The 21,380-nt window shown below is 62.0% G+C and carries 22 protein-coding genes and 1 tRNA gene; 16 read left to right on the forward strand and 7 right to left on the reverse strand.

All coding sequences use genetic code 11. The features are described 5' to 3' along the window. Positions 1–17: 17 nt before the first annotated feature. The 9 genes from DMO26_RS28200 (at position 18) to DMO26_RS28240 (ending at position 8,197) form a co-directional block, all read left to right on the forward strand. Positions 18–875: a segregation and condensation protein A gene (locus DMO26_RS28200; protein ID WP_226951449.1), complete on the forward strand. Its 858-nt coding sequence runs from the start codon at positions 18–20 to the stop codon at positions 873–875. Between the two features lie 8 nt (positions 876–883). Next, positions 884–1,585 carry an SMC-Scp complex subunit ScpB gene (scpB, locus tag DMO26_RS28205; protein WP_117195643.1) on the forward strand — a complete coding sequence of 234 codons (702 nt, stop codon included), beginning with the start codon at positions 884–886 and terminating at the stop codon, positions 1,583–1,585. 228 nt (positions 1,586–1,813) lie between these two features. Continuing rightward, the gene (locus tag DMO26_RS28210) at positions 1,814–2,038 is read left to right on the forward strand and encodes a twin-arginine translocase TatA/TatE family subunit (protein WP_117195644.1); all 225 of its coding nucleotides are present in this window, start codon (positions 1,814–1,816) and stop codon (positions 2,036–2,038) included. A 32-nt stretch (positions 2,039–2,070) separates the two neighbouring features. Next, positions 2,071–2,814, forward strand: a complete 744-nt coding sequence (gene tatB, locus DMO26_RS28215; protein WP_117195645.1) for a Sec-independent protein translocase protein TatB — start codon at positions 2,071–2,073, stop codon at positions 2,812–2,814. Beyond that, a complete protein-coding gene (tatC, locus tag DMO26_RS28220; RefSeq protein WP_117195646.1) occupies positions 2,811–3,635 on the forward strand; it encodes a twin-arginine translocase subunit TatC in 825 nt (274 codons plus the stop codon). Before tatB ends, tatC begins: the two co-directional genes overlap by 4 nt. 54 nt (positions 3,636–3,689) lie before the next feature. Beyond that, positions 3,690–4,973, forward strand: coding sequence for a serine--tRNA ligase (serS, locus tag DMO26_RS28225; RefSeq protein WP_117195647.1), 1,284 nt, complete (start codon positions 3,690–3,692; stop codon positions 4,971–4,973). Then, positions 4,973–5,743 carry a 5'/3'-nucleotidase SurE gene (gene surE, locus DMO26_RS28230; protein WP_117195648.1) on the forward strand — a complete coding sequence of 257 codons (771 nt, stop codon included), beginning with the start codon at positions 4,973–4,975 and terminating at the stop codon, positions 5,741–5,743. Before serS ends, surE begins: the two co-directional genes overlap by 1 nt. Positions 5,744–5,751: 8 nt before the next feature. Further along, the gene (locus DMO26_RS28235) at positions 5,752–6,393 is read left to right on the forward strand and encodes a protein-L-isoaspartate(D-aspartate) O-methyltransferase (RefSeq protein WP_404947092.1); all 642 of its coding nucleotides are present in this window, start codon (positions 5,752–5,754) and stop codon (positions 6,391–6,393) included. Positions 6,394–6,541: 148 nt separating this feature from the next. Next, positions 6,542–8,197, forward strand: a complete 1,656-nt coding sequence (locus DMO26_RS28240) for a peptidoglycan DD-metalloendopeptidase family protein (RefSeq protein ID WP_117195650.1) — start codon at positions 6,542–6,544, stop codon at positions 8,195–8,197. 72 nt (positions 8,198–8,269) lie between these two features. On the opposite strand, the gene DMO26_RS28245 is transcribed toward DMO26_RS28240, so the two are convergent. The 3 genes from DMO26_RS28245 to DMO26_RS28255 form a co-directional block, all read right to left on the reverse strand. After that, entirely contained in the window at positions 8,270–8,557 is a 288-nt protein-coding gene (locus DMO26_RS28245; protein ID WP_117195651.1) for a YciI family protein, read from the reverse strand. A gap of 46 nt (positions 8,558–8,603) precedes the next feature. Continuing rightward, entirely contained in the window at positions 8,604–9,185 is a 582-nt protein-coding gene (locus DMO26_RS28250) for a TetR/AcrR family transcriptional regulator (protein ID WP_117195652.1), read from the reverse strand. A 178-nt stretch (positions 9,186–9,363) separates the two neighbouring features. Beyond that, on the reverse strand, positions 9,364–10,236 hold the full coding sequence (locus DMO26_RS28255; protein ID WP_117195653.1) for an ATP-binding protein: 873 nt from the start codon (positions 10,234–10,236) through the stop codon (positions 9,364–9,366). Positions 10,237–10,432: 196 nt separating this feature from the next. Between DMO26_RS28255 and yajC the strand changes: the two genes are divergently transcribed. From yajC to DMO26_RS28275, 4 genes are all read left to right on the forward strand, one after another. Beyond that, positions 10,433–10,795, forward strand: coding sequence for a preprotein translocase subunit YajC (yajC, locus tag DMO26_RS28260; RefSeq protein WP_117195654.1), 363 nt, complete (start codon positions 10,433–10,435; stop codon positions 10,793–10,795). Between the two features lie 112 nt (positions 10,796–10,907). After that, positions 10,908–11,294, forward strand: coding sequence for an Mth938-like domain-containing protein (locus DMO26_RS28265; RefSeq protein WP_117195655.1), 387 nt, complete (start codon positions 10,908–10,910; stop codon positions 11,292–11,294). Position 11,295: 1 nt separating this feature from the next. After that, on the forward strand, positions 11,296–12,150 hold the full coding sequence (locus DMO26_RS28270) for a phytoene/squalene synthase family protein (protein ID WP_117195656.1): 855 nt from the start codon (positions 11,296–11,298) through the stop codon (positions 12,148–12,150). A gap of 123 nt (positions 12,151–12,273) precedes the next feature. Further along, positions 12,274–12,723, forward strand: coding sequence for a hypothetical protein (locus DMO26_RS28275; RefSeq protein WP_117195690.1), 450 nt, complete (start codon positions 12,274–12,276; stop codon positions 12,721–12,723). Here DMO26_RS28275 and trmFO read toward each other — a convergent pair. From trmFO to DMO26_RS28290, 3 genes are all read right to left on the reverse strand, one after another. Then, positions 12,701–14,125, reverse strand: coding sequence for a methylenetetrahydrofolate--tRNA-(uracil(54)-C(5))-methyltransferase (FADH(2)-oxidizing) TrmFO (gene trmFO / locus DMO26_RS28280; RefSeq protein ID WP_117195657.1), 1,425 nt, complete (start codon positions 14,123–14,125; stop codon positions 12,701–12,703). The two genes, DMO26_RS28275 and trmFO, sit on opposite strands and share 23 nt — an antisense overlap. Positions 14,126–14,376: 251 nt before the next feature. Beyond that, entirely contained in the window at positions 14,377–14,520 is a 144-nt protein-coding gene (locus tag DMO26_RS28285) for a DUF1127 domain-containing protein (protein ID WP_117195658.1), read from the reverse strand. 249 nt (positions 14,521–14,769) lie between these two features. Next, positions 14,770–14,916 carry a DUF1127 domain-containing protein gene (locus DMO26_RS28290; protein ID WP_117195659.1) on the reverse strand — a complete coding sequence of 49 codons (147 nt, stop codon included), beginning with the start codon at positions 14,914–14,916 and terminating at the stop codon, positions 14,770–14,772. 712 nt (positions 14,917–15,628) lie between these two features. Between DMO26_RS28290 and DMO26_RS28295 the strand changes: the two genes are divergently transcribed. The 3 genes from DMO26_RS28295 to DMO26_RS28305 all read left to right on the forward strand — a co-directional run bounded on the left by DMO26_RS28295 (position 15,629) and on the right by DMO26_RS28305 (position 19,077). Continuing rightward, a tRNA-Leu gene (locus DMO26_RS28295) sits at positions 15,629–15,713 on the forward strand. Positions 15,714–15,872: 159 nt separating this feature from the next. Further along, positions 15,873–17,372, forward strand: a complete 1,500-nt coding sequence (tig, locus tag DMO26_RS28300; protein WP_117195660.1) for a trigger factor — start codon at positions 15,873–15,875, stop codon at positions 17,370–17,372. Positions 17,373–17,454: 82 nt separating this feature from the next. Next, entirely contained in the window at positions 17,455–19,077 is a 1,623-nt protein-coding gene (locus DMO26_RS28305; RefSeq protein WP_117195661.1) for an ABC-F family ATP-binding cassette domain-containing protein, read from the forward strand. A 756-nt stretch (positions 19,078–19,833) separates the two neighbouring features. Here DMO26_RS28305 and DMO26_RS28310 read toward each other — a convergent pair. Then, positions 19,834–21,042: a flagellin N-terminal helical domain-containing protein gene (locus DMO26_RS28310; protein ID WP_117195662.1), complete on the reverse strand. Its 1,209-nt coding sequence runs from the start codon at positions 21,040–21,042 to the stop codon at positions 19,834–19,836. Positions 21,043–21,380: the final 338 nt, after the last annotated feature.

Genomic DNA, 21,380 nt, shown 5'->3' on the forward strand with positions numbered 1-21,380 from the left:
GAAAGAGGTTTGAAGGAATGGCCACCAATACACCGCAAGACGCCATTCCGATGGACAAGCTCTGGCAGGATGGTGCAGAGCGTGCGAGCGGAGAGCCGTTATTGGTGATCGACGTCGGCGGTTTCGAAGGCCCGCTCGACCTGCTTCTACACCTTGCGCGCAATCAGAAGGTCGACCTCGCCCGTATTTCCGTGCTGGCGCTCGCCGAGCAATATCTGCAGTTCATCGAAAGCGCCCGCCGGGTCCGCATCGAGCTTGCCGCCGACTATCTGGTGATGGCGGCCTGGCTTGCCTACCTCAAGTCCAAGCTGCTGATCCCGCAACAGGCCAAGGGCGACGACGGGCCAAGCGGTGAGGAACTCGCCGCGACGCTGGCCTTCCGCCTGAAACGCCTGGAGGCGATGCGCGAGGCGGCGACCCGGCTCGTCAACCGCAACCGGCTCGGCCGGGATGTTTTCGCCCGCGGCGCGCCGGAACATATCCCGCACCGGATGCAGTCCGCCTATGATGCGACGCTCTACGATCTTCTTTCGGCCTATGCCAACCTGCGCCAGCGCAATGCGGTTACCCAGGTGACGATCGAACGGCGCAAGGTATGGTCTCTGGTGGATGCGCGCGAACTCCTCACCCGCATGTTGGGCGAGATCGCCGACTGGACGACGCTGCAGCATTATCTCCTGCCGTATCTGCCGCCGGAGGACCGGGTGACCGCGACTGCGAGTGCGTTTGCCGCGGCGCTGGAACTGGTGCGCGAAGGCAGCCTGCAGATCCGCCAGGACGGCGCTTTCCAGCCGATCTATCTGCGCAAGGGGGAGGGGCGGCCGAGGCCCTTGGCGCCGGCCCCGGGAGGCGCTGGCCCGGGAGGCACTGATTGACGTCGAAAATGGATAATCTGCCGGAGGCCCCGCAGGAAGGCGTCGGGCAGCAGCATTTCACGCTTGAGGAAGCGGAACGGATTGCCGAGGCACTGGTCTTCGCGTCGGCTGAACCCGTCTCGGAAGCCTTTCTGGCGGACAGATTGCCGCGCGGCACGGATGTGGCGGCGATCATGCAGAGCCTGATGGCCTCCTATGCGACCCGCGGCGTCAATCTCGTCCGCACCGGTGACCGTTGGGCCTTCCGCACCGCCGCCGACCTTTCCTTCGTGATCCGCAGCGAGGAAAACGAGGCGAAGAAATTGTCGCGCGCAGCGCTTGAGGTGTTGGCGATCATCGCCTATCACCAGCCGGTGACGCGCGCCGAGATCGAGGAGATCCGCGGCGTCCAGACATCGAGGGGCACGCTCGATGTCTTGATGGAGGCAGGCTGGGTGCGTTTTCGGGGGCGCCGCCGCACACCCGGCCGGCCGGTGACTTTGGGCACGACACCTGATTTCCTCGATCATTTCGGTCTCGAAGAACTGCGCGACCTGCCCGGTCTCGAAGAATTGAAGGGGGCGGGACTGCTTTCCGGCCGCATTCCGCCGGGCTTTGCAATCCCTGTCCCGCAGCATGCCGACGAGCTTTCGGAGGACGAGGATCCGATCACCCAGCTGGACCTCGAAGAACTCGGCCTCCTCGCGCCGGGCGGCGGCGATCAGGAATAGGACCGTATTTTCCTCGTACCCCGGGATGTCGGGGCTTAAAGCGTCCGGCAAGGCGCCACGGCTGTCGTGGATCGTGTAAGGTCGAAAGGGTAGACGAGTAAGTGAACCGGCAGTCTCCGCGCCGGTTGACGGGGTTCCGATACCGGTATTCCTGGAGGATATTTTGGTGTTTGAAAAAGCGCCATAAAGGGCTTACATCGGTATTACGTTTCTAATGGAGTTGGACTTATGGGTTCTTTCAGTGTGTGGCATTGGCTGATCGTTCTGGTCATCGTGCTCGTTCTTTTCGGACGCGGCAAGATTCCCGAACTGATGGGCGATTTCGCCAAGGGCATCAAGAGCTTCAAGAAGGGTATGTCGGACGACGACGCCCAGGAAGCAAATGGCGCGGCGACCACCGCAAAGACGGTCGATCACAAGCCTGATGAGGTCAAGGAAACCAGCCGGTCGTAAGACCGGGTTGAAGGTTCCGGGAGCCTTATTGCATGCTTGATATCGGCTGGACCGAGCTACTCGTCATCGCGATCGTCCTTATCGTCGTGGTCGGTCCGAAGGATCTGCCGCCCATGCTTCGGGCGTTCGGGAAGATGACGGCGAACCTGCGCAAGATGGCCGGCGAATTCCGAACGCAGTTCGATGAGGCATTGCGCGAGTCGGAGCTTGACGACGTACGCAAGACCATTTCGGATGCGCAGCGGCTGAACCCGACAAATGCCCTGCGCGATGCGATCAATCCGCTTCGCCAGATGGGGCAGGAGATCAAGGCCGACCTGCAGAAGGCGACGCAGATGCCGGGCGCGCCGGAGGCGAGCCCGGCGGATGTCGAGGCGCAGCAGGCGATCGAAGGTACGGCCGAGGGTGAGGCCGCGCCGGAAATTCCGATGAATTTCCCGTCGCCGGCGCCCGCGATGCCCTCAAGCCAGCCGACCGTTCAGGCGACCGCGGCTGCTCCCGCGCAATCCGGGCCGGCGTCGGCGCCAGCCGCATCCGCACCGGTCGCCGCCATCGAAAAGCCCAAGCCCGCCCGCAAGCCTGCTGCCGCCAAGGCGAAGCCCGCCGCCGAACCGGCGCCTGTGCCGGCCGTGACGGGTGCCGTCGAAAAACCGAAGCGCAGCCGCGCCGCGGCCAAGCCTGCGCCTGTGGCCCAGGTGGCGGAGGCGGAGGCCGTCAAGGCGCCCGCCCGCAAGCGTGCGGCGAAGAAGACCGATATGCCGAAGGATGACGCATGAGCGGTGACATCGAAGACAAGCCGCAGCCGCTCATCGAGCACCTAATGGAACTGCGCACGCGTCTGATCTGGTCGATCGGTGCGTTTTTCGTGGCGTTCGTCGTCTGCTTCTTTTTCGCCAAGCAGCTCTTCAACCTGCTGGTCGTTCCCTACAAATGGGCGGTCGTCTGGGCTCACCTGGATCTTGCAAAGTCGGAGCTGATCTACACCGCGCCGCAGGAGTTTTTCTTCACCCAGGTGAAGGTTGCGATGTTCGGCGCGCTGGTGATCGCTTTCCCGGTAATCGCCTCGCAGATCTACAAGTTCGTGGCGCCGGGTCTCTACAAGAACGAGCGGGCGGCCTTCCTGCCGTTCCTGATCGCTTCGCCCATCCTGTTCCTGATGGGCGGGGCGCTCGTCTATTTCTTCTTCACGCCGATGGTGATGTGGTTCTTCCTGGCCATGCAGCAGGCGCCGACCGAGGGCGAGGTCGGCATTTCGCTCCTGCCGCGCGTCTCGGAATATCTCAGCCTCATCATGACGCTGGTGCTTTCCTTCGGGCTGGTCTTCCAGCTGCCGGTCATCACCACCCTCCTGGCGCGCGTCGGCATTCTGAGCAGCACCTGGCTCAGGGAAAAGCGCAAATACGCGATCGTGCTGGCTTTCGTCGTCGCCGCGGTGCTGACCCCGCCCGACCCGATGTCCCAGATCGGCCTTGCGCTGCCGACCATCCTTCTCTACGAGATTTCCATCTACGCCGCACGACTCGTCGAGCGCAAACGTGCTGAAGATGCTCTCCAGGAGCAGGCAGCGTCGGACGTTTCGGAAACCGAGAAGGCTTGAGGTTTTTCTTCAGCCTATGATACGTGCGGCGTCTCGCGTTTAAGGCTAGGAACGATGCTCGATATCAAGTGGATCCGTGAAAACGAAGGGGCTCTCGATGCCGCGCTGAAGAAGCGCGGTGCCGACCCCATGGCGGCAACCCTGCTGGCGCTGGACGACAAGCGCCGCGCTGTCATCCAGACGCTTCAGGACATGCAGTCCCGCCGCAATGCCGCCTCCAAGGAGATCGGCGCGGCGATGGCCCAGAAGAACACCGAGCTCGCCGAAAAGCTGAAGGCTGAGGTTGCGTCCATCAAGGACACGATGCCGGTGGCCGAGCAGGAAGAGCGGGAGGCTGTTTCGGCCCTCGAAGACGCTCTGGCGCGCATCCCCAACATTCCGCTCGACGACGTGCCGGTCGGCAAGGACGAGCACGACAACGTCGTCAAGCATGTCGTCGGCGAAAAGCCGCGCTGGAACCATGCGGCACGTGAGCATTACGAGATCGGCGAAGCGCTGGGCTATATGGATTTCGAGCGCGCTGCCAAGCTTTCCGGCGCCCGTTTCACGGTCCTGACCGGCCAGCTTGCAAAGCTCGAACGCGCCCTTGGGCAGTTCATGATCGACATGCACACGACTGAGCACGGTTATACGGAAGTCTCCTCGCCGCTGATGGTGAAGGGCGAGGCGATGTATGGTACCGGCCAGCTACCGAAGTTCGAAGAGGATCTCTTCAAGACGACCGACGGACGCTACCTGATCCCCACTGCGGAAGTGACGCTCACCAATCTGGTATCCGGCGAAACGCTGGAACAGGAAAAGCTGCCGCTGCGCTTTACCGCGCTCACTCCTTCGTTCCGTTCGGAAGCGGGTTCGGCCGGTCGCGATACACGCGGCATGCTGCGCCAGCACCAGTTCTGGAAATGCGAACTCGTCTCGGTCACCGACCAGGAATCGTCGATTGCCGAGCACGAGCGGATGACGGAATGCGCCGAGAACGTGCTGAAGCGTCTCGGTCTGCATTTCCGCACCATGACCCTCTGCACCGGCGACATGGGCTTCGGTTCGCGCAAGACCTACGATATCGAGGTCTGGCTGCCGGGTCAGGATACCTATCGCGAAATCTCGTCCTGCTCGGTCTGCGGCGATTTCCAGGCGCGGCGCATGAACGCGCGTTATCGCGCGAAGGACGACAAGAACCTGAAATTCGTCCATACGCTGAACGGTTCGGGAGTCGCGGTCGGCCGTTGCCTGATCGCCGTCATGGAAAACTACCTGAATGAGGACGGTTCGGTCACAATTCCGGACGTTCTCCTGCCGTATATGGGTGGCCTCAAGAAGATCGAACGAGCCGCCTGATGCGTATTCTGCTCACTAACGACGACGGCATCCATGCGGAGGGCCTCGCGGCGCTCGAACGCGTTGCAAGGGTGCTTTCGGACGATGTCTGGATCGTCGCGCCGGAGACCGACCAGAGCGGGCTCGCCCACTCGCTGACGCTGTCCGAGCCGCTGCGTCTGCGCAAGGTGGGCGAGAAGCACTTTGCGCTGCGTGGTACGCCGACCGATTGCGTCATCATGGGCATCCGCGAAATCCTGCCGGGAAAGCCGGATCTGGTGCTTTCCGGCGTCAACGACGGCGCCAACATGGCCGATGACGTCACCTATTCCGGCACGATCGCCGGTGCGATCGAAGGCACGCTTCAAGGTGTGCGTTCCTTTGCGCTGAGCCAGGCGGTGCGCCGCGAGAACGGCCGGATCGCTCCTTGGGAAGTCGTCGAATCCTACGCGCCCGACCTCATCCGCAAGCTCATAGAGGTGGAATTGCCGGATGGCACCTTCCTCAACCTCAACTTCCCGAACTGCGAGCCGAAGGATGTCCGGGGTGTCGAGGTGACCTCGCAGGGCAAGCTCGATTTCGGCCTGACGATCGATGCACGGGAGGACGGTCGCGGCAAACCCTATTACTGGCTCCGCTTCGGCGACCGGAAGGGCAACTTCCGCGATGGCACCGATATCCAGGCGCTGAAGGAGAATAAGATATCCGTCACGCCGCTCAAGCTGGACCTCACCGACTATTCGGTTCAGGATCGTGTCGCCAAGGCGTTAGGATTCGGAGCTGCCGATTGAAATCGGGCATGGTCGAAAAAGAGGGTTTCGCAGCACTCGTGCTGCGGCTCCGGTCGGAGGGCATTTCCGACCTCGATCTTTTGACTGCCGTCGAGCAGACGCCCCGTTCGCAGTTCGTGCCGGCGCCGCTTGCCGATGAGGCTTATTCCAGCCGGACGATACCGATCGACTGCGGATCATTCATGGAAGGCGCCGATCTCGTCGTCCGGCTCCTGCATCGCCTGCAGGTCAAACCCGGGCACCGGGTGCTGGAAGTCGGCACGGGGAGCGGCTTCACCGCAGCCGTGATGGCGCGGACCGCCGAGCGGGTGCTGACCGTCGAACGTTATCGCACTCTGGTCACCACAGCGCAGGCGCGCATCGACGCGCTCGGCCTGCGCAACGTCATCGTGCGCCAGGCCGACGGCAGCAACGGCATGCCGGGCGAGGGCACGTTCGACCGGATTTTCGTCACCGCAGCCTTCCCGTCATTGCCGCGATTCTATGCCGAGCAGCTCACCCATGGCGGCTCCATGGTCGCGCCGCTGATGGTGGACGAAGAGACTTGCATGATGGTTCGGCTTACCAAGACCGGCAGCCGATTCGAGCGTGAAGACCTGTTTCCCGCGCCCTATCTGCCCATCGTTCCCAATATCGCGGCGGCGCTCTGACGGTTTGTTCCAGGCGTTGCCGGGCGTTTGGCGCGTCATGGTTATCAATTTCCCAAAAATTTTCATCGAAGGCATGCCCTTTAACCGGGCAGTAAGACTAACGCGTTTTAATCAGTCCTACGATGGTTGCGTATCTGTAGGTCGAGTCATGCGTCATATGAGTTCTCCGAAATTCGGAAAGTCCGTTGTCAAGTTTGCTGTTGCGGCGCTTCTCGCCAGCGCGGCGACAGGGTGCAGCTCGGATGCGACACGCTTTTCCGGCCTTTTCTCCAAATCCGACAATATAACGACGGCGTCCATTCCGAAACGTCAGGGTGGCGGGGCTTACGGCGTGACGCCGACGCCGCGCGCCGACCTCGGGTCCGGAGCCGCCCAGGCCCTGCCGCCGATCCCCCAGAACGACTACGGTTCGCGCAGCGCCGCCATGGCTCAGCCCTATCCGTCCGGCGGTTACGCCTCACCGGCCCGCGCGGCATCCGCACCGGTATCCGTCCAGCGCACGGAGCTCGCTCCCCCGAGCGTCGCCAGCGCGCCGCGCAGCATGCCGCCGCGGGACCGCGATCCGGTGACGCGCCAGGAAGCCATGGCCCAGCCCTTCCCAGGCCGTGAGCCCGCTCCGCATCTTGCCGCTCCCTCGGTTGCCGCCGCCAGGTCCGACAACCTCGTCACCGGCACGACCAAGCCGCTCGGTTCGCCCCAGAGTGCAAGTCGGCCCCAAGGTCAGCCCCAGGGGCAACCGATGTCCGGCTGGTCGACGGTCAATGCACCGAAGGTCACTTTGAGGCCCGGCGAAACGGTTTCGACCCTTTCCAGGCGCTATGGTGTTCCGGAAAAGGAAATCCTGAAGGCAAACGGCGGCACCGTCGCTCCCGGCCAGTCGGTCGTCATCCCGACTTTCGGTACCGCGACGAACTCGGCCAAGACCGCAGCCGGCACGATCGACCTGCAGAACAAGGTTCCGACGCCCGCCCGCGAGCCGGAGCAGAAGGTTGCCGTCCTGCCGACGCCGGCCCGCGACAAAGCGCTCGCCGAACCCGCCAAGCTGACCCCGCCTGCCGGCGGCAAACCGCTCGGCGGCACCTACACCGTGAAGGCCGGCGATACGCTCTCCAAGATTTCACGCGAGACCGGTACGCCGATCGACCAGCTGAAGGCCGCCAACAACCTGACCACCGGCTCCGTCCGCATCGGGCAGTCGCTGAAGGTTGCCAACGGTGTTGCGGCTCCCGCTGCCGATCCGGTCAAGACCGCCTCCATTCCGCAGAAGCCGGCGGCAGCGCCTGCGGCGGCTCCGAAGGCCGCCGCCCCCGCGGCACCGGTCGTCCAGGCTTCCGCACCGGCGGCGGCAAAGCCTGTTGCCGAAACGGCTTCCGTCTCCGAGGTCGAAAAGAAGTCGGATGTCGCGTCCGCCGCGCCGCAGTCCACCGGCATCGGCAAATATCGTTGGCCGGTCAACGGAGCGGTCATCGCCGGTTACGGCCAGAATGTCGACGGCAACCGCAATGACGGTATCGATATCTCGGTTCCGGAAGGCACCCCGATCAAGGCCGCCGAAAACGGCGTGGTCATCTATGCCGGCAACGGCCTGAAGCAGCTCGGCAACACGGTTCTCGTCCGCCACGACGACGGCAAGGTCACGGTCTACGGCCATGCCGGCAGCATCAACGTGACGCGCGGCCAGAAGATCACCCGAGGCCAGACGCTTGCCGCCTCCGGCATGAGTGGCGACGCCAAGCGGCCTCAGGTCCATTTCGAAGTCCGCAAGGATGCGACCCCGGTCAACCCGATTACCTTCCTTGAATAAGTAGTGCGTTTCAAGGTATGGAGAAAAGCCCGGCAGTGCCGGGCTTTTTGCGTTCATGGCATCGAACGGGGATCACGCCTTCAGGAATGCCAGGCGCTCGTCGGTTCGGCCCGGATCGATCTCCAGGATCTCGGGGCTGACGATGCCTTCCGCTACGAAAGGATCGTCCAACAGGCGTTCTTCGAGACCGGACCGGGACATGCCGTCAGCAAGGATCGCGCCTCCAAGGCCGGGTGCTAGGCTGCCGGTCAACAGGAAAACGCCGTCTGCGAAACCGCGGGCGATCCATTCGTTGTGGCCCTGCATGAAATCGGGGGCCTTCGTCTTGTTTTCGGCGAACCTGAGCGTCACCACGAACATCTGCATATCTCCTGGAGTTTGGCATGAGTTTTGGGGGTGGAAAGTGTCAAACGACATCTTTGCGGGCGCGCTGCGTCTCCAGCCAATCCCGCATGCTGTCGACTTCCCGGCGGATGAAAGCGCTGTCGCCGAAGGCGGTCGCAAGCGTCGCGACCCCCTGGCTGCGCATCAGGACGTGCATCGCAAGCTGATCGGCATCGGCCGCGCGGCCGAGGGCTGCGAACTGCTGCGCAAGCCAGTCGCGGAACAGGGCAAAGAGCTGCGCGGCATCGTCCTTGGCTGCATGTTGGAGCTTGGCGAGTTCGTTGCACAACGTGCCGACCGGGCAGCCGTGAGCCATGATCTCCGACTGGTTGGCGATAAGGATCTCGATAAAGGCGACGATGCGTTGTGCCGGGTGGCTGTTCCGGGTCTCCCAGTCATCCAGCATCTGGCGGGTATTGAGCAGGCGATGCGCGATTACCGCCTTGAGAACGTCGTCCTTCGTCTTGAAGTGGTAATAGAAATTGCCGCGTGACAGATGCACCGCAGAGGCGAGGTCGGCAAACGACGTTGCTTCGAAACCTCGTTCGTAGAACAGCCGGTCGGCGGCGTCCACAATTTGCCGTCGAGTGTCTTCCGCGCTCACCGCATCTCCTCCAGCCCGAACTCATCGGCATCGATATGCTCTAGGGCAATTGACCTAGAGATTGTTTAGGACAATTGACCTAGAAGAGTCAAGCGGGGACCGGCTGCAGGAAATTGCTGCGCATACCCTACGAGATGATGTGCCGACAGGATCCCTGCACCGGGAGGGCGAGGATTGCTCAGTCCCTGGAAAGCGGCTTCCTCAGCCGTCCGGCGAGATCCTGGATATATTGCCAGGCGACGCGGCCGGAGCGTCCGCCGCGGGTCGTCGCCCATTCGAGCGCCTGGTGGTGCAGCGCCTCGCGGTCGAGGCCGAGATCGAAGTGGTCGGCATAACCGTCGATCATCGTCAGGTAGTCGTCCTGGCTGCACTTGTGGAAGCCGAGCCACAGGCCGAACCGGTCGGAGAGCGACACTTTCTCCTCGACCGCCTCGGACGGGTTGATCGCCGTCGACTGCTCGTTCTCGATCATGTTGCGCGGCAGGAGATGCCGGCGGTTGGATGTCGCGTAGAACAGCACGTTGTCCGGCCGGCCCTCGATGCCGCCGTCCAGCGCCGCCTTCAGCGACTTGTAGGCGGTGTCGTCATGGTCGAAGGAGAGGTCGTCGCAGAAGACGATGACCCGCAGGCCGGATGCCTTCAGGATGTCGAGCATGTCGGGCAGCGAGGCGATGTCCTCGCGATGCACTTCGACGAGTTTGAGCGAAATGCCGGTCGCGGCCCGGACGTCCTCGTGCACCGCCTTGACGAGCGAGGACTTGCCCATGCCGCGCGCCCCCCAGAGCAGCACGTTGTTGGCCGCAAAGCCTTCCGCGAACCGCAGTGTATTCTCGTGCAGGATGTCGCGCACGTGGTCTACGCCGCGGATGAGTTTCAGCGCCACGCGGTTCGGCCGCGGCACGGGCTGCAGGCGCTTGTTGGCGGGCACCCAGACGAAACAGTCGGCAGCGTTCCAGTCGTTGACCGCAGCAGGTGGGCCTGCGAGCCGTTCCATTGCATCCGCGAGCCTGCGAACCTCGGCCAGGATCTGGGTGTTGATGTCGTCGCTCATGGTGTTTCTCCGGTCGCTTGGGCCAATATCGAGCCGTTTTCGGTGCGGTAACATGCTCGTTTGTGCATCAAAAGCCTGAGAGCCGTGGATTCGGTACGCCGGCGGTCGTGTTTCTGTTGCATTCCGGCCTATCGCAACTATATTCCGGCGGCTTGAAACGGGGGCCTGGCGCTTCCGGTAATCTTAGGAGTTTTCGATGTTCATTACCGAAGCATTCGCCCAGGCCCCAGCCGCAGCACCGGGAGCCTCCGCGTTCGGCTCCGGCCTTGAGATGCTCTTTCTCTTCGCGCCGCTGATGGTGGTCTGGTACTTCTTCCTGATCCGGCCGCAGCGCGCCCAGCAGAAGAAGCGTGCCGAAACGCTCTCGAACATCCGCCGCGGCGACCAGGTCGTGCTGGGCGGCGGCATCACCGGCAAGGTCACCAAGGTGGTGGACGACGCCGAACTGGAAGTCGAAATTGCCGAGGGCGTGAAGATCCGCGCCATGCGCGCCTATATCGCCGAAGTCCGCGTCAAGGGCGAACCGGTCAAGACGGAAGCGCCGGCCGGCAAACCCTGATCGGCTGGTGCTCCGCGCCCAAGGCCCATGCCGCCGGGCCGGAACATCCGGCCCGAAATTTCAGGCCTTTCAGGCCTACTCGCCCACCACATTCGGAAAGCACGCGCGACCCATGGCAAAAGGCATCGAAATCCGCGACGCCCATTTTCCCGGCCGCGCACCGATCGATGCCTATGGCAATGGCGGTTTCCGCTTTGCCGACATGTCGCATCGCGGCTCGCTGCTTTGCCTTCCCTCCGGCATCCACGGCTGGGACATACAGGAGGGCGATCCGCTGACGGTGCAGGCCTTCGCAAGGGTTCTGGCGGAAGCCGGCGACATCGAAGTGCTGCTGGTCGGCACGGGCAGGAACCTGAGGCCCATCCCGACCGATCTCAAGGCCGCCTTGAAGGCGAGGGGCATAGCGTCGGACCCGATGGGCACCGGCGCCGCGGTCCGTACGTTCAACATCATGCTTGCCGAATCGCGCGCCGTCGCCGCGGCACTCGTCGCGGTCTGACATGGCCGATATTTCCAGACAATCCGACGATATCTGCCTTGCTACGCTGCGGGATACGGACCGGGATCGCTATCTGGCATGCCTTCTGTCCCCGGCCGATAAACGCGGCGCGCTCGCAGCGCTTTACGCCTTCAATGCCGAGATCGCCCGCATCCGCGACGTGGTGCGTGAACCGCTGCCGGGCGAGATCCGCCTGCAATGGTGGCGCGATCTCCTGGAAGGGACCGCGCAGGGCGATAGCGGCGGCAATCCGATCGCGGCCGCTCTTCTTGAAACGATCGAGACCTATCGACTGCCGCGCCGGACGCTGGTCGACATGATCGAGGCGCGCATCTTCGATCTCTATGACGATCCGCTCACCGACCGTTACGCCTTCGAAGGATATGCGGGCGAAACCGCATCGGCGCTGATCCAGCTTGCGAGCCTCGTTCTTTCGGCCGCGGACGCTGCGGGATCGGCGGAGGCCGCGGGCCACGCGGGCGTTGCGCAGGCGATTGCCGGTGTCCTGCTTCTGCTGCCCATCCATCGTCGCCGCCAGCAGCTCTATCTGCCGCTGGACATTCTCTCGGCGACGGGGCTCGATCGCGATGCTTTCCTGCGCGGCGAGGACAAGCCGCGCATTTCCGCGGCGATCGAAGCCTTTGCCGGCCTCGGCCTCGAACATCTGGTCAAGGCGCGCAAGGCGGGGCGGGTTCCGGCGTCGGTATTCCCCGCCTTCCTGCCGGTCGCATTGGCAGAACCGGTGCTGCGCCGGGCCGCACGCGCCGGCGCTTCGGCATGGGACACCGCCCTTCAACCGCCGCAATGGCGGCGCCAACTGCTTCTTCTGAAGGCAGCCGTGGTTCGCCGCGTCTGAGGCCAGCCTTGACGGACGCCAAATTCGCGCAAGGCTCGTCGTCTAAAGCGGCTGCGGCAGGCCCATCATAGGAGAAGCGGTTTGAGCCCCGTCGTCGTCTGGTCGATCATCTTCGTGCTCCTCATGGCGCTCGCCTACTATGTCACGCGCCTTTCGTCCGGCAAAGACGAGGAGGGCAATCGCCACGACACCGGTCTCGCCATCCTCGAATTTGGCCGAGCCTTTCCCAACGAGGCGATCCGCAGCCTACACATCACCGCCGATGGCGAAGCGATTTTCGTGAGGCTGCATGACAACAAGGCCGGCTTCATGAAAAGCCACCGCAATCACTATGCCTGCCATCTGATCGAGCCCGGACGGGTGCGCGTCCTGCCGCTTCCGAACGCCAAGGGATTCTCGGTCGAATTCCTGGATGCGCCGACCCAGAACGGAACGTTCATCTTCTCGTCGGAGAAGGAAGCGGCCGAGGTTTCCCTCTGGCTCCTCGACAACTATGTCAGCGTCGCCGACCGGGAGATGGAGGCGGATGCGCCGGTTCCCGCAAGGGACGTCAATCCCGACCAAGCCAAGTAGCGCAATCCTTCAGGGCACGGGCGGCGAGCAACTGCCGTTTCATCACCGTCTTGTCCTTGCCGCGGAAGCGCTTGACGCCGTCCGGCTTAACGATCGAGCCGGGCTCCAGTTCGGGAAACAGTCCGAAATTGACGTTCATCGGCTGGAAGGACCGTTTGCCGGGCTCGTCCTCCGAAACCAGATGGCCGCCGGTGATATGGCCAAGCAGCGCGCCGAAGGCGGTGGTTGAGGGAGGCGCCGACAACGGGGCGCCCTTGCGCTCCGAGGCCGCGAAACGGCCAGCCAGCAAACCGATCGCCGCACTTTCCACATAACCCTCGCAGCCGGTGATCTGGCCTGCGAACCTGAGCCCCGGCCGGCTTTTCAGGGTCAGTGTACGGTCGAGGAGAACCGGCGAGTGGATATAGGTGTTGCGGTGCAGGCCGCCGAGCCTTGCGAATTCCGCCTCCTGCAGGCCGGGAATCATCCGGAAGATCTCCGCCTGCGCGCCGTATCTCAGCTTCGTCTGGAAACCCACCATGTTGTAGAGCGTGCCGAGCGCATTGTCCTGCCGGAGTTGCACGACGGCATAGGGCTTTACAGAGGGATTATGGGCGTTCGTCAGCCCCATCGGCTTCATTGGGCCATGCCGCAGCGTCTCGCGGCCGCGCTCCGCCATCACCTCGATCGGCAGGCAGCCGTCAAAATAGGGCGTGCCTTCCCATTCCTTAAAACCCACCGCATCGCCCGCAATCAGCGCATCGACGAAGGCGTTGTACTGCGCTTCGTCCATCGGGCAGTTGATATAGTCCTTGCCGGTGCCGCCCGGGCCGACCTTGTCGTAGCGCGACTGGTACCAGCAGACGGTCATGTCGATCGAATCGCGATGCACGATCGGCGCGATCGCATCGAAGAAGGCGAGCTGGTCCTCTCCGGTTTCCGCCTGGATGGCGGCGGCGAGTGACGGAGAGGTGAGGGGCCCGGTCGCGATGATCGCCAGATCCCATTCCCTGGGCGGAAGGCCTTGGATTTCCTCGCGCACGACGGTGATCAGCGGGTGTTTTTCGATCGCTTCGGTGACCGCATCGGAGAAACCGTCGCGGTCGACCGCCAGCGCCCCTCCGGCCGGTACTTGATTCTTGTCGGCGCAGGCCATGATCAGCGAACCGGCAAGCCGCATTTCCGCATGGATCACGCCGACCGCATTGGCGGTCGCATCGTCGGAGCGGAAGGAATTGGAGCAGACGAGCTCGGCAAGACCATCGGTCTTGTGCGCATCCGTGCCGCGCACGCCGCGCATTTCGTGGAGAATCACCGGCACGCCTGCGGAAGCCGCCTGCCAGGCAGCTTCCGAACCGGCAAGTCCGCCGCCGACGACATGGATGGGGGCGAGAGATGTGGAGAAAGAAGAATTCGTGTTCATGGCCGGCTCATTATCACGCCGTTCGCCGGATCGGAATCAAAAAGGGCCGGGATCGAAGGAACGCGCCCGAAGAATGATCGAAGACGAAAAGGCCGGAAACAGGAAGGCCAGAATCAAGGAGGCCAGGAATCAAAAAGGCACCTGGAAAGGTGCCTTCAGACATGTCCTCGGGTATTTCCCGGGCATTCCGTCATATGCTTCTCGCCGCCGCGGCGCCTTTGGTCCGCGCGGGTCCGCCTGCAGGAAGCGGATTAACGGAAGGAACGGGCTGCGATGTGGCGGATGTCGTAGCGGGTCAGGCCGATATCGTTGAGCGCCTGGTTGGACAGGTTGCCCAGTTCGTTCATGGTGCGGCGGTAGCTGACCCAGTTCTTGGCGATGCGGATCGGGTTCATGGTCGTTTCCTCAGTGTCTTTGTCCTGATGCTCGTTTCGTCATCAGCGATGGCAGTCTTATACATCCGCATAATAAGAATGTGCAGTGCAAAAAATATGCGACTGCCATGCAAATGTGCAAGAGATTGATGATTTTTGCGGCTAAGCCTTAAAAGCAGGCAGGCATTTTAAGTGTGAAGTTTTTGTAAACAAAAGAAAAAGCGCCTCCGGGGGAGGCGCTTTGCAGTGTCTTGGCGATGTATCGGCGGCTTAGAAGCCGACGGCGGTCCGGGCGACGCGGCGGATGTCGGCACGGCCGATGCCGAGGTCCGAGAGTTCACGGTCAGTCATGCGGCCGAGCTCGTTCACGGTCTCGCGATACTTGCGCCAGGTGTTGAGCTTCTTTGCTATGTTCATGGATTTGTCCCTTTCTATGGCCCTTGCCAGCTGCCTCTTGGCGCTGACTTCAATCTCATGACCGGTAATATATGCTGCGCTGCGAAAAGAAACAGCGCCTATTCGGTATGCCACCTATGCATCCGGCGCATTACGAGACTATTAACCATGCGTCTCGTGATGAAATGATGGGCGTTTAGGGGAATGCGGGGAAACGGATAAAAATAACGCCCACCGGGGGAGGAGGTCCGGTGGGCGTCATTTGTAATGACCGGCGACTTGGGAGGAGGAGGATCGCCAGTCCCATCGGGACTGCGCTGGGAGGAGGAGTGCGCGGCCCGAATTCCTGTCTCGATAAAACATCGAGGGCACTTGCATATTCGAAGCGGATGCCAACCGCTTGAACCAGAGAGATCGAAAACTGTTCCAATCAATCTCTGTATTTGCATATTATGAGATTGCGGCCGCATTGTGCAGTGCAATATGAGAATGGATGGCATGCATTCATTGCATGGCTTTCGCCTCTCATGCTTTTTAATGTACACATTAGAATTTAATAAAAAGTTAAGCATCCGCTGATCGGCAGGCTTTCGGCCGCTGTTGCCGTCCGCGGGCGGCATTCTCCGAACTGCCAAAAAAGCGTCATTTTCCCTTTGCGTGTGCTGAAACGGGTGATATAGAGACGCGCGCTCCGGAAGGCCTCTGGCCACGAGGATTTTTGACGCGGTGGGGCGCGGGTATGGTGAAATTGGTAGACACGCCAGATTTAGGTTCTGGTGCCGCAAGGCGTGGGAGTTCAAGTCTCTCTACCCGCACCAGAACCGCCGGGAGCGCCGTCGGAGCCGCTTTCGGCTGAATGACATGCGCTCCGCGAAGCCGCGGCCGGTCTCTTTGAAGTTCCGGCGATGTGCTCACTGAAACAACGGCTGTAGACGCCAGATATTTGGGCACCGCCGCCACGATATGAAGGTTTGAAAATGCAGGTTACCGAAACGCTCGCTGAAGGGCTGAAGCGCGAAATCAAGGTCGTTATCCCCAAGCAGGATATGGAAGCGCAGCTGAACGTGCGCCTCGCCGACGCCAAGGACAAAGTCCGCATCAACGGTTTCCGTCCGGGCAAGGTGCCGGTTGGACATCTGAAGAAGATGTACGGCAAGTCGATCATGGCCGACCTCGTCAACGAGATCGTCCGCGAACGCCCCGGCCAGATCCTGTCCGAGCGCGGCGAGAAGTCGGCGACCCAGCCGTCGATCTCGATGACCGAGGATGAGGCGGAAGCCGAGAAGATCCTGAACGCGCAGGCCGATTTCGAATTCACGGTCTCCTATGAGGTCATTCCGCAGTTCGAGCTGATGCCGACCAACGGTCTCTCGGTCGTCCGCGAAGTGGTCGAGGTTTCCGAAGAAGAGGTCAACGAGCAGATCGAAAAGATCGCCGAGAGCGCCCGCACCTTCGAGACCAAGAAGGGCAAGGCCGCCGAAGGCGACCGCGTCACGATGAACTACCTCGGCAAGGTCGACGGCGTTGCCTTCGACGGCGGCGCTGCCGAAGATGCCGAATTGGTGCTCGGTTCGAACCGCTTCATCCCGGGCTTCGAAGACCAGCTCGTCGGCGTCAAGGCCGGTGACGAAAAGCAGATCACCGTGACCTTCCCGGCCGAATACCCGGCCGCCAACCTCGCCGGCAAGGAAGCCACCTTCGACATCACCGTCAAGGATGTTGCTGCCCCCGCCGCGCTCGAAATCAACGACGAACTTGCCTCCAAGCTCGGTATCGAATCGGTCGAGCGCCTGAAGGAGATCGTCCGCGGCCAGATCGAAAGCCAGTACGGCTCGGTCACCCGCCAGAAGGTGAAGCGCCAGATCCTCGACCAGCTCGACGGCATGTACCAGTTCGACACGCCGCAGAGCCTTGTCGACGCCGAGTTCGAAAACATCTGGCGCCAGATCAACACCGATCTCCAGCAGTCCGGCAAGACCTTCGAGGACGAGGACACGACGGAAGAGGACGCCCGCGCCGAGTACCGCAAGCTCGCCGAGCGCCGCGTCCGTCTCGGCCTGGTCCTCTCCGAAATCGGCGAGAAGGCCGGCGTCGAAGTGACCGAAGAGGAAATGCAGCGCGCGCTCTATGCTCAGCTGCAGCAGTTCCCGGGCCAGCAGAAGGAAATCCTCGATTTCTTCCGCAACACCCCCGGCGCTTCCGCTTCGCTGCGTGCCCCGATCTTCGAAGAGAAGGTCGTCGACAAGCTGCTCTCCGAAATCAACGTCACCGACAAGACCGTAACTAAGGAAGAGCTGCTCGCCGAAGAGGATGAAGGCGGCTCGGAGAGCGCCGAGAAGCCGGCCAAGAAGAAGGCCGCTCCGAAGAAGGCTGCTGCCAAGGCCGAGGCCGCCGACGAGGCTTCCGAAGGCGATGACGCCGCTCCGAAGAAGAAGGCTGCTCCGAAGAAGAAGGCTGCTGAAGACAGCGCCGAATAATCTTCACACCCCATGAATAAGAAAGCCGGGTCGGCGACGATCCGGCTTTTTTGTTGCCATCCTCCATCTCGAAGTTTCCGCCATGATCCGCATCGAAAACATCAGCAAGTCGAACAGCCATCGCATTCTCTTCATCGAGGCATCCGCGGCCCTCAATCGCGGCGAGAAGATCGGCCTTGTCGGCCCGAACGGCGCCGGCAAGACGACGCTGTTCCGGATGATCACCGGCCAGGAACTGCCGGACGAAGGGCAGGTCTCGGTCGATAAGGGCGTCACCATCGGTTATTTCAACCAGGATGTCGGCGAGATGTCCGGCCGCAGCGCGGTTGCCGAGGTGATGGAGGGCGCAGGTCCCGTGAGCATCGTGGCGGCTGAACTGAGTGAACTGGAAGCCGCCATGGTCGATCCGGATCGGATGGACGAGATGGACCAGATTATCGAACGTTACGGCGAGGTGCAGGCGCGCTACGAGGAACTCGACGGTTACGGCCTGGAGGGCAGGGCGCGCGAGGTTCTGGCGGGCCTGAGCTTCTCCCAGGAGATGATGGACGGCGACGTGGGCAAGCTGTCGGGCGGCTGGAAGATGCGCGTCGCGCTTGCCCGCATCCTGCTGATGCGCCCGGACGTCATGCTCCTCGACGAACCGTCGAACCATCTCGACCTCGAAAGCCTGATCTGGCTCGAACAGTTCCTGAAGGGGTATGACGGCGCGCTGCTGATGACCTCGCACGACCGCGAGTTCATGAACCGGATCGTCACCAAGATCATCGAGATCGATGCCGGTTCGCTCACCACCTATTCCGGCGATTACGGTTTCTACGAGCAGCAACGGGCCCAGAACGAAAAGCAGCAGCAGGCGCAGTTCGAGCGCCAGCAGGCCATGCTCGCCAAGGAGATCAAGTTCATCGAGCGCTTCAAGGCCCGCGCCTCCCATGCGGCGCAGGTGCAGAGTCGCGTCAAGAAGCTCGACAAGATCGAGCGTGTCGAACCGCCGAAGCGCCGCCAGTCGGTCGCCTTCGAATTCCAGCCGGCGCCGCGCTCTGGCGAGGATGTCGCAAGCCTGAAGGGCGTCCACAAGGCCTATGGCAGCCGGACGATCTACGAAGGCCTCGATTTCATGATCCGCCGCAAGGAGCGCTGGTGCATCATGGGCATCAACGGCGCCGGAAAATCGACGCTGCTGAAGCTGATCGCAGGCGCCACCGAGCCCGACGAGGGGGCCGTGACGATCGGCGCGAGTGTCAAGATGGGTTATTTCGCGCAGCACGCCATGGATCTGCTCGACGGTGACCTGACCGTTTTCGAATGGCTGGAGGCCGAGTTTCCGCGGGCCGGGCAGGGATCCCTCAGGGCGCTTGCCGGATGCTTCGGATTCTCCGGCGACGATGTCGAGAAGAAGTGCAGGGTGCTCTCGGGCGGCGAAAAGGCGCGCCTCGTCATGGCCGCCATGCTATTCGATCCGCCAAATTTCCTGGTCCTCGACGAACCCACCAACCACCTCGACCTCGACACCAAGGAAATGCTGATCAAGGCGCTGTCGGAATACGAAGGCACGATGCTCTTCGTCAGCCACGACCGGCATTTTCTCGCCGAGCTGTCGAATCGGGTGCTGGAGCTGACGCCGGAGGGGATTCATCGCTACGACGGCGGATACACCGAATATGTCGGGCGAACGGGTTACGAGGCGCCGGGATTGCGGAGCTGATAAGGCAGTCGATGCCGGCCTTGGCGGCGTGACCGCCATCAACAGGGGCGCAGCCGGTTGCTCTTGCTTGTGCCTGGATACTCGGGTCAAGCCCGACGATCCAGACAAGGAGGATTGTAAGCCTTCGCACGGGACGCGCTCAGGCCTGCGTCGTTGAAATCAATTGCATTGATTTCCGGCCTTGGCCAACACTCCGCAGCCCCGCGCAGTTTCCTGCCGTGGTTTTGTCAAGATCGGAGAGCCCACACGAATGCGGAACCTCATTTAGTTTATATGTGTGGCTCCGCATTCGCGTGGCCTTCGGCGTCTTGTCAGGACTTCCGGTCCCTACAGGTGATCACCTCGCCTCGCTGCGTGGCATTGGCGCCACTTGCACGGCTCAACCGAACCCGGCCCGGCGGCCAGGGGGAGGCTTGATAGGGAAAGATGTCTTGCAACCCCTCTCCCATGGCTTTCACCTCTTCCACCTTCCCCGCACGTTACGGTTCCGATGAAAGCGCCGGCTCCCGCCTGCCCGCGAACGTCTCGCGAACACTCCGGCGACGGAAGCGGGCAAAGTATAGGCACGGGAAAGGCCGGGGATGCCGGAAGATCTAAATGCTTGTTTCGGCTGAAGTCGAGTCCGATTTCATCCCCACATCGAAGGGGCGGAATGACTTGGGACGACATGAGGCATGCCGTCCCCGATGATCGAGATATGCCAGACCGTACACCGACTGTATCCCCAGTGCGATCGGACGGGTGGCCGATACCGCGTTACTGCCGGAAGAGCGACAGGATGTTTTCCGCGCCGGCATTGGCGATCGACAGCGATTGGGTCGCCAACTGCTGCTGGGTCTGGAGGGCTTTCAGGCGCGTCGAGGCTTCGTTCATCTCCGCATCCACAAGGCGGCCGACCCCGCGGTCGATCGAGTCCCTCAGCTTCGAGACGAAATCCTCCTGCATGCTGATGCGCGTCACGACCGAGCCAAGAACCGCGGCAGCATTGATGATCTTTTCGAGCTGCTGGTCGACATGGGAGATCAGGGTCGCCAGCACCTGCCCATCCTGCGCATTCGTGCCGAGCTGCAGCTTGGTCTTGTAATCGTCGATCTTGGTAATATCGAGCGTCGAGACGGAAATCTCGTTGACGTAGTTCGCGGCGCCGAGCGTCGCCTCGGTGCTGATATTGATCTGGTATGGACCGCCGCCCGCGGAGCCGAGCCAGTGCATATAGGCGCCATCGAGTTCAATATAGCGGAACATGCCATCGAACCACTTGCCGTCTGGCTCCTGCGTCCAGTTCGGGTTGAAATCCGTGGTCTTGACGTAGACCTCCTGGCCGGCGGTGTTGAAATAGCCGGTGGCCCGCACGCCGACGAGAACTCCCTGGTCCAGAATGCCAGCGTGACCGCCGGAAAGATCAAAAAGCACGTTGCTTTCGTCAATATCGACGCGCACGGTGTTCACCGAGACATTGCCGCTGCCGTCGCGGATAAAGGAGCCGACGACCTGCTTGGTGATCTTGTCGGTCGCCACGACCTGCCGGCTGGAGGCGTCATAGGCGCCGCCAAGATCGGCCTGCAGCCAGTTGTCGCCGGAGAAGGAGGCGGACGACGAGATGCTGCGCAGCTGATCCTGAAGCTGACTGATTTCTTCCTGGATCTTGGCCTTGTCGACGCCGGCTTCGGACGCCGCGACGAGTTTCATCTTGATTTCCTCGACGACATCGATGGCTGATTCCATGCCGGAATAGGCGGTATCGACCTGAGCCGCGCCAAGGCCGAGAGCGTCCTGGACGGCCGAAAGCGCGCCATTGTCCGAGCGCATCGTGGTGGCGATCGACCAATAGGCGGAATTGTCCTCGGCCTTGCCGATGCGAAGGCCGGAAGAGACCTGCTGCTGGGTCTCGGACATCTGGCCGGAGAGAAAACGAAGTGTTTGAAGCGCGGCAACGGCGGCCGCATTCGTGAGAATGGACGTCATGAAAAACCTGTATCTATCTGGCTGATTATCCGGAGGAATCGGCCGCGTCATGGGCCCCAGGGAATGGTGCGAAATTCGTAAATCATAGTTAACGGCAGGTTAACAAATCATCCTGAGAGGTTGCATAGGCGGTTGCGGAAATTGCATGCGGAGTGAATGCGGCGACGCCCGCGGGCTGCAACCGTCTCGAAAGAAGGAATGGTTTTCTCAGCTTCGCGCGGTGGATTTAATCCCGTTTGATCTGAATCGATTTTCGAGGTATCGCTTTTCACGCTGTAATGATTTGTGATGTTCTACCGCGGGGGATTCTCATGACGGTGACCGTAAAAACCTTCCTT

The organism is Rhizobium terrae (assembly GCF_003425685.1).
Taxonomy (GTDB): Bacteria; Pseudomonadota; Alphaproteobacteria; order Rhizobiales; family Rhizobiaceae; genus Neorhizobium; species Neorhizobium terrae.

Bases quoted from the DNA above. Each gene is read 5' to 3' on its own strand.
- DMO26_RS28200 (WP_226951449.1), top strand. From the start codon at position 18: ATGGCCACCAATACACCGCAAGACGCCATTCCGATGGACAAGCTCTGG.
- scpB (WP_117195643.1), top strand. From the start codon at position 884: ATGGATAATCTGCCGGAGGCCCCGCAGGAAGGCGTCGGGCAGCAGCAT.
- DMO26_RS28210 (WP_117195644.1), top strand. From the start codon at position 1,814: ATGGGTTCTTTCAGTGTGTGGCATTGGCTGATCGTTCTGGTCATCGTG.
- tatB (WP_117195645.1), top strand. From the start codon at position 2,071: ATGCTTGATATCGGCTGGACCGAGCTACTCGTCATCGCGATCGTCCTT.
- tatC (WP_117195646.1), top strand. From the start codon at position 2,811: ATGAGCGGTGACATCGAAGACAAGCCGCAGCCGCTCATCGAGCACCTA.
- serS (WP_117195647.1), top strand. From the start codon at position 3,690: ATGCTCGATATCAAGTGGATCCGTGAAAACGAAGGGGCTCTCGATGCC.
- surE (WP_117195648.1), top strand. From the start codon at position 4,973: ATGCGTATTCTGCTCACTAACGACGACGGCATCCATGCGGAGGGCCTC.
- DMO26_RS28235 (WP_404947092.1), top strand. From the start codon at position 5,752: ATGGTCGAAAAAGAGGGTTTCGCAGCACTCGTGCTGCGGCTCCGGTCG.
- DMO26_RS28240 (WP_117195650.1), top strand. From the start codon at position 6,542: ATGCGTCATATGAGTTCTCCGAAATTCGGAAAGTCCGTTGTCAAGTTT.
- DMO26_RS28245 (WP_117195651.1), bottom strand. From the start codon at position 8,557: ATGTTCGTGGTGACGCTCAGGTTCGCCGAAAACAAGACGAAGGCCCCC.
- DMO26_RS28255 (WP_117195653.1), bottom strand. From the start codon at position 10,236: ATGAGCGACGACATCAACACCCAGATCCTGGCCGAGGTTCGCAGGCTC.
- yajC (WP_117195654.1), top strand. From the start codon at position 10,433: ATGTTCATTACCGAAGCATTCGCCCAGGCCCCAGCCGCAGCACCGGGA.
- DMO26_RS28265 (WP_117195655.1), top strand. From the start codon at position 10,908: ATGGCAAAAGGCATCGAAATCCGCGACGCCCATTTTCCCGGCCGCGCA.
- DMO26_RS28270 (WP_117195656.1), top strand. From the start codon at position 11,296: ATGGCCGATATTTCCAGACAATCCGACGATATCTGCCTTGCTACGCTG.
- DMO26_RS28275 (WP_117195690.1), top strand. From the start codon at position 12,274: ATGGCGCTCGCCTACTATGTCACGCGCCTTTCGTCCGGCAAAGACGAG.
- trmFO (WP_117195657.1), bottom strand. From the start codon at position 14,125: ATGAACACGAATTCTTCTTTCTCCACATCTCTCGCCCCCATCCATGTC.
- DMO26_RS28285 (WP_117195658.1), bottom strand. From the start codon at position 14,520: ATGAACCCGATCCGCATCGCCAAGAACTGGGTCAGCTACCGCCGCACC.
- DMO26_RS28290 (WP_117195659.1), bottom strand. From the start codon at position 14,916: ATGAACATAGCAAAGAAGCTCAACACCTGGCGCAAGTATCGCGAGACC.
- tig (WP_117195660.1), top strand. From the start codon at position 15,873: ATGCAGGTTACCGAAACGCTCGCTGAAGGGCTGAAGCGCGAAATCAAG.
- DMO26_RS28305 (WP_117195661.1), top strand. From the start codon at position 17,455: ATGATCCGCATCGAAAACATCAGCAAGTCGAACAGCCATCGCATTCTC.
- DMO26_RS28310 (WP_117195662.1), bottom strand. From the start codon at position 21,042: ATGACGTCCATTCTCACGAATGCGGCCGCCGTTGCCGCGCTTCAAACA.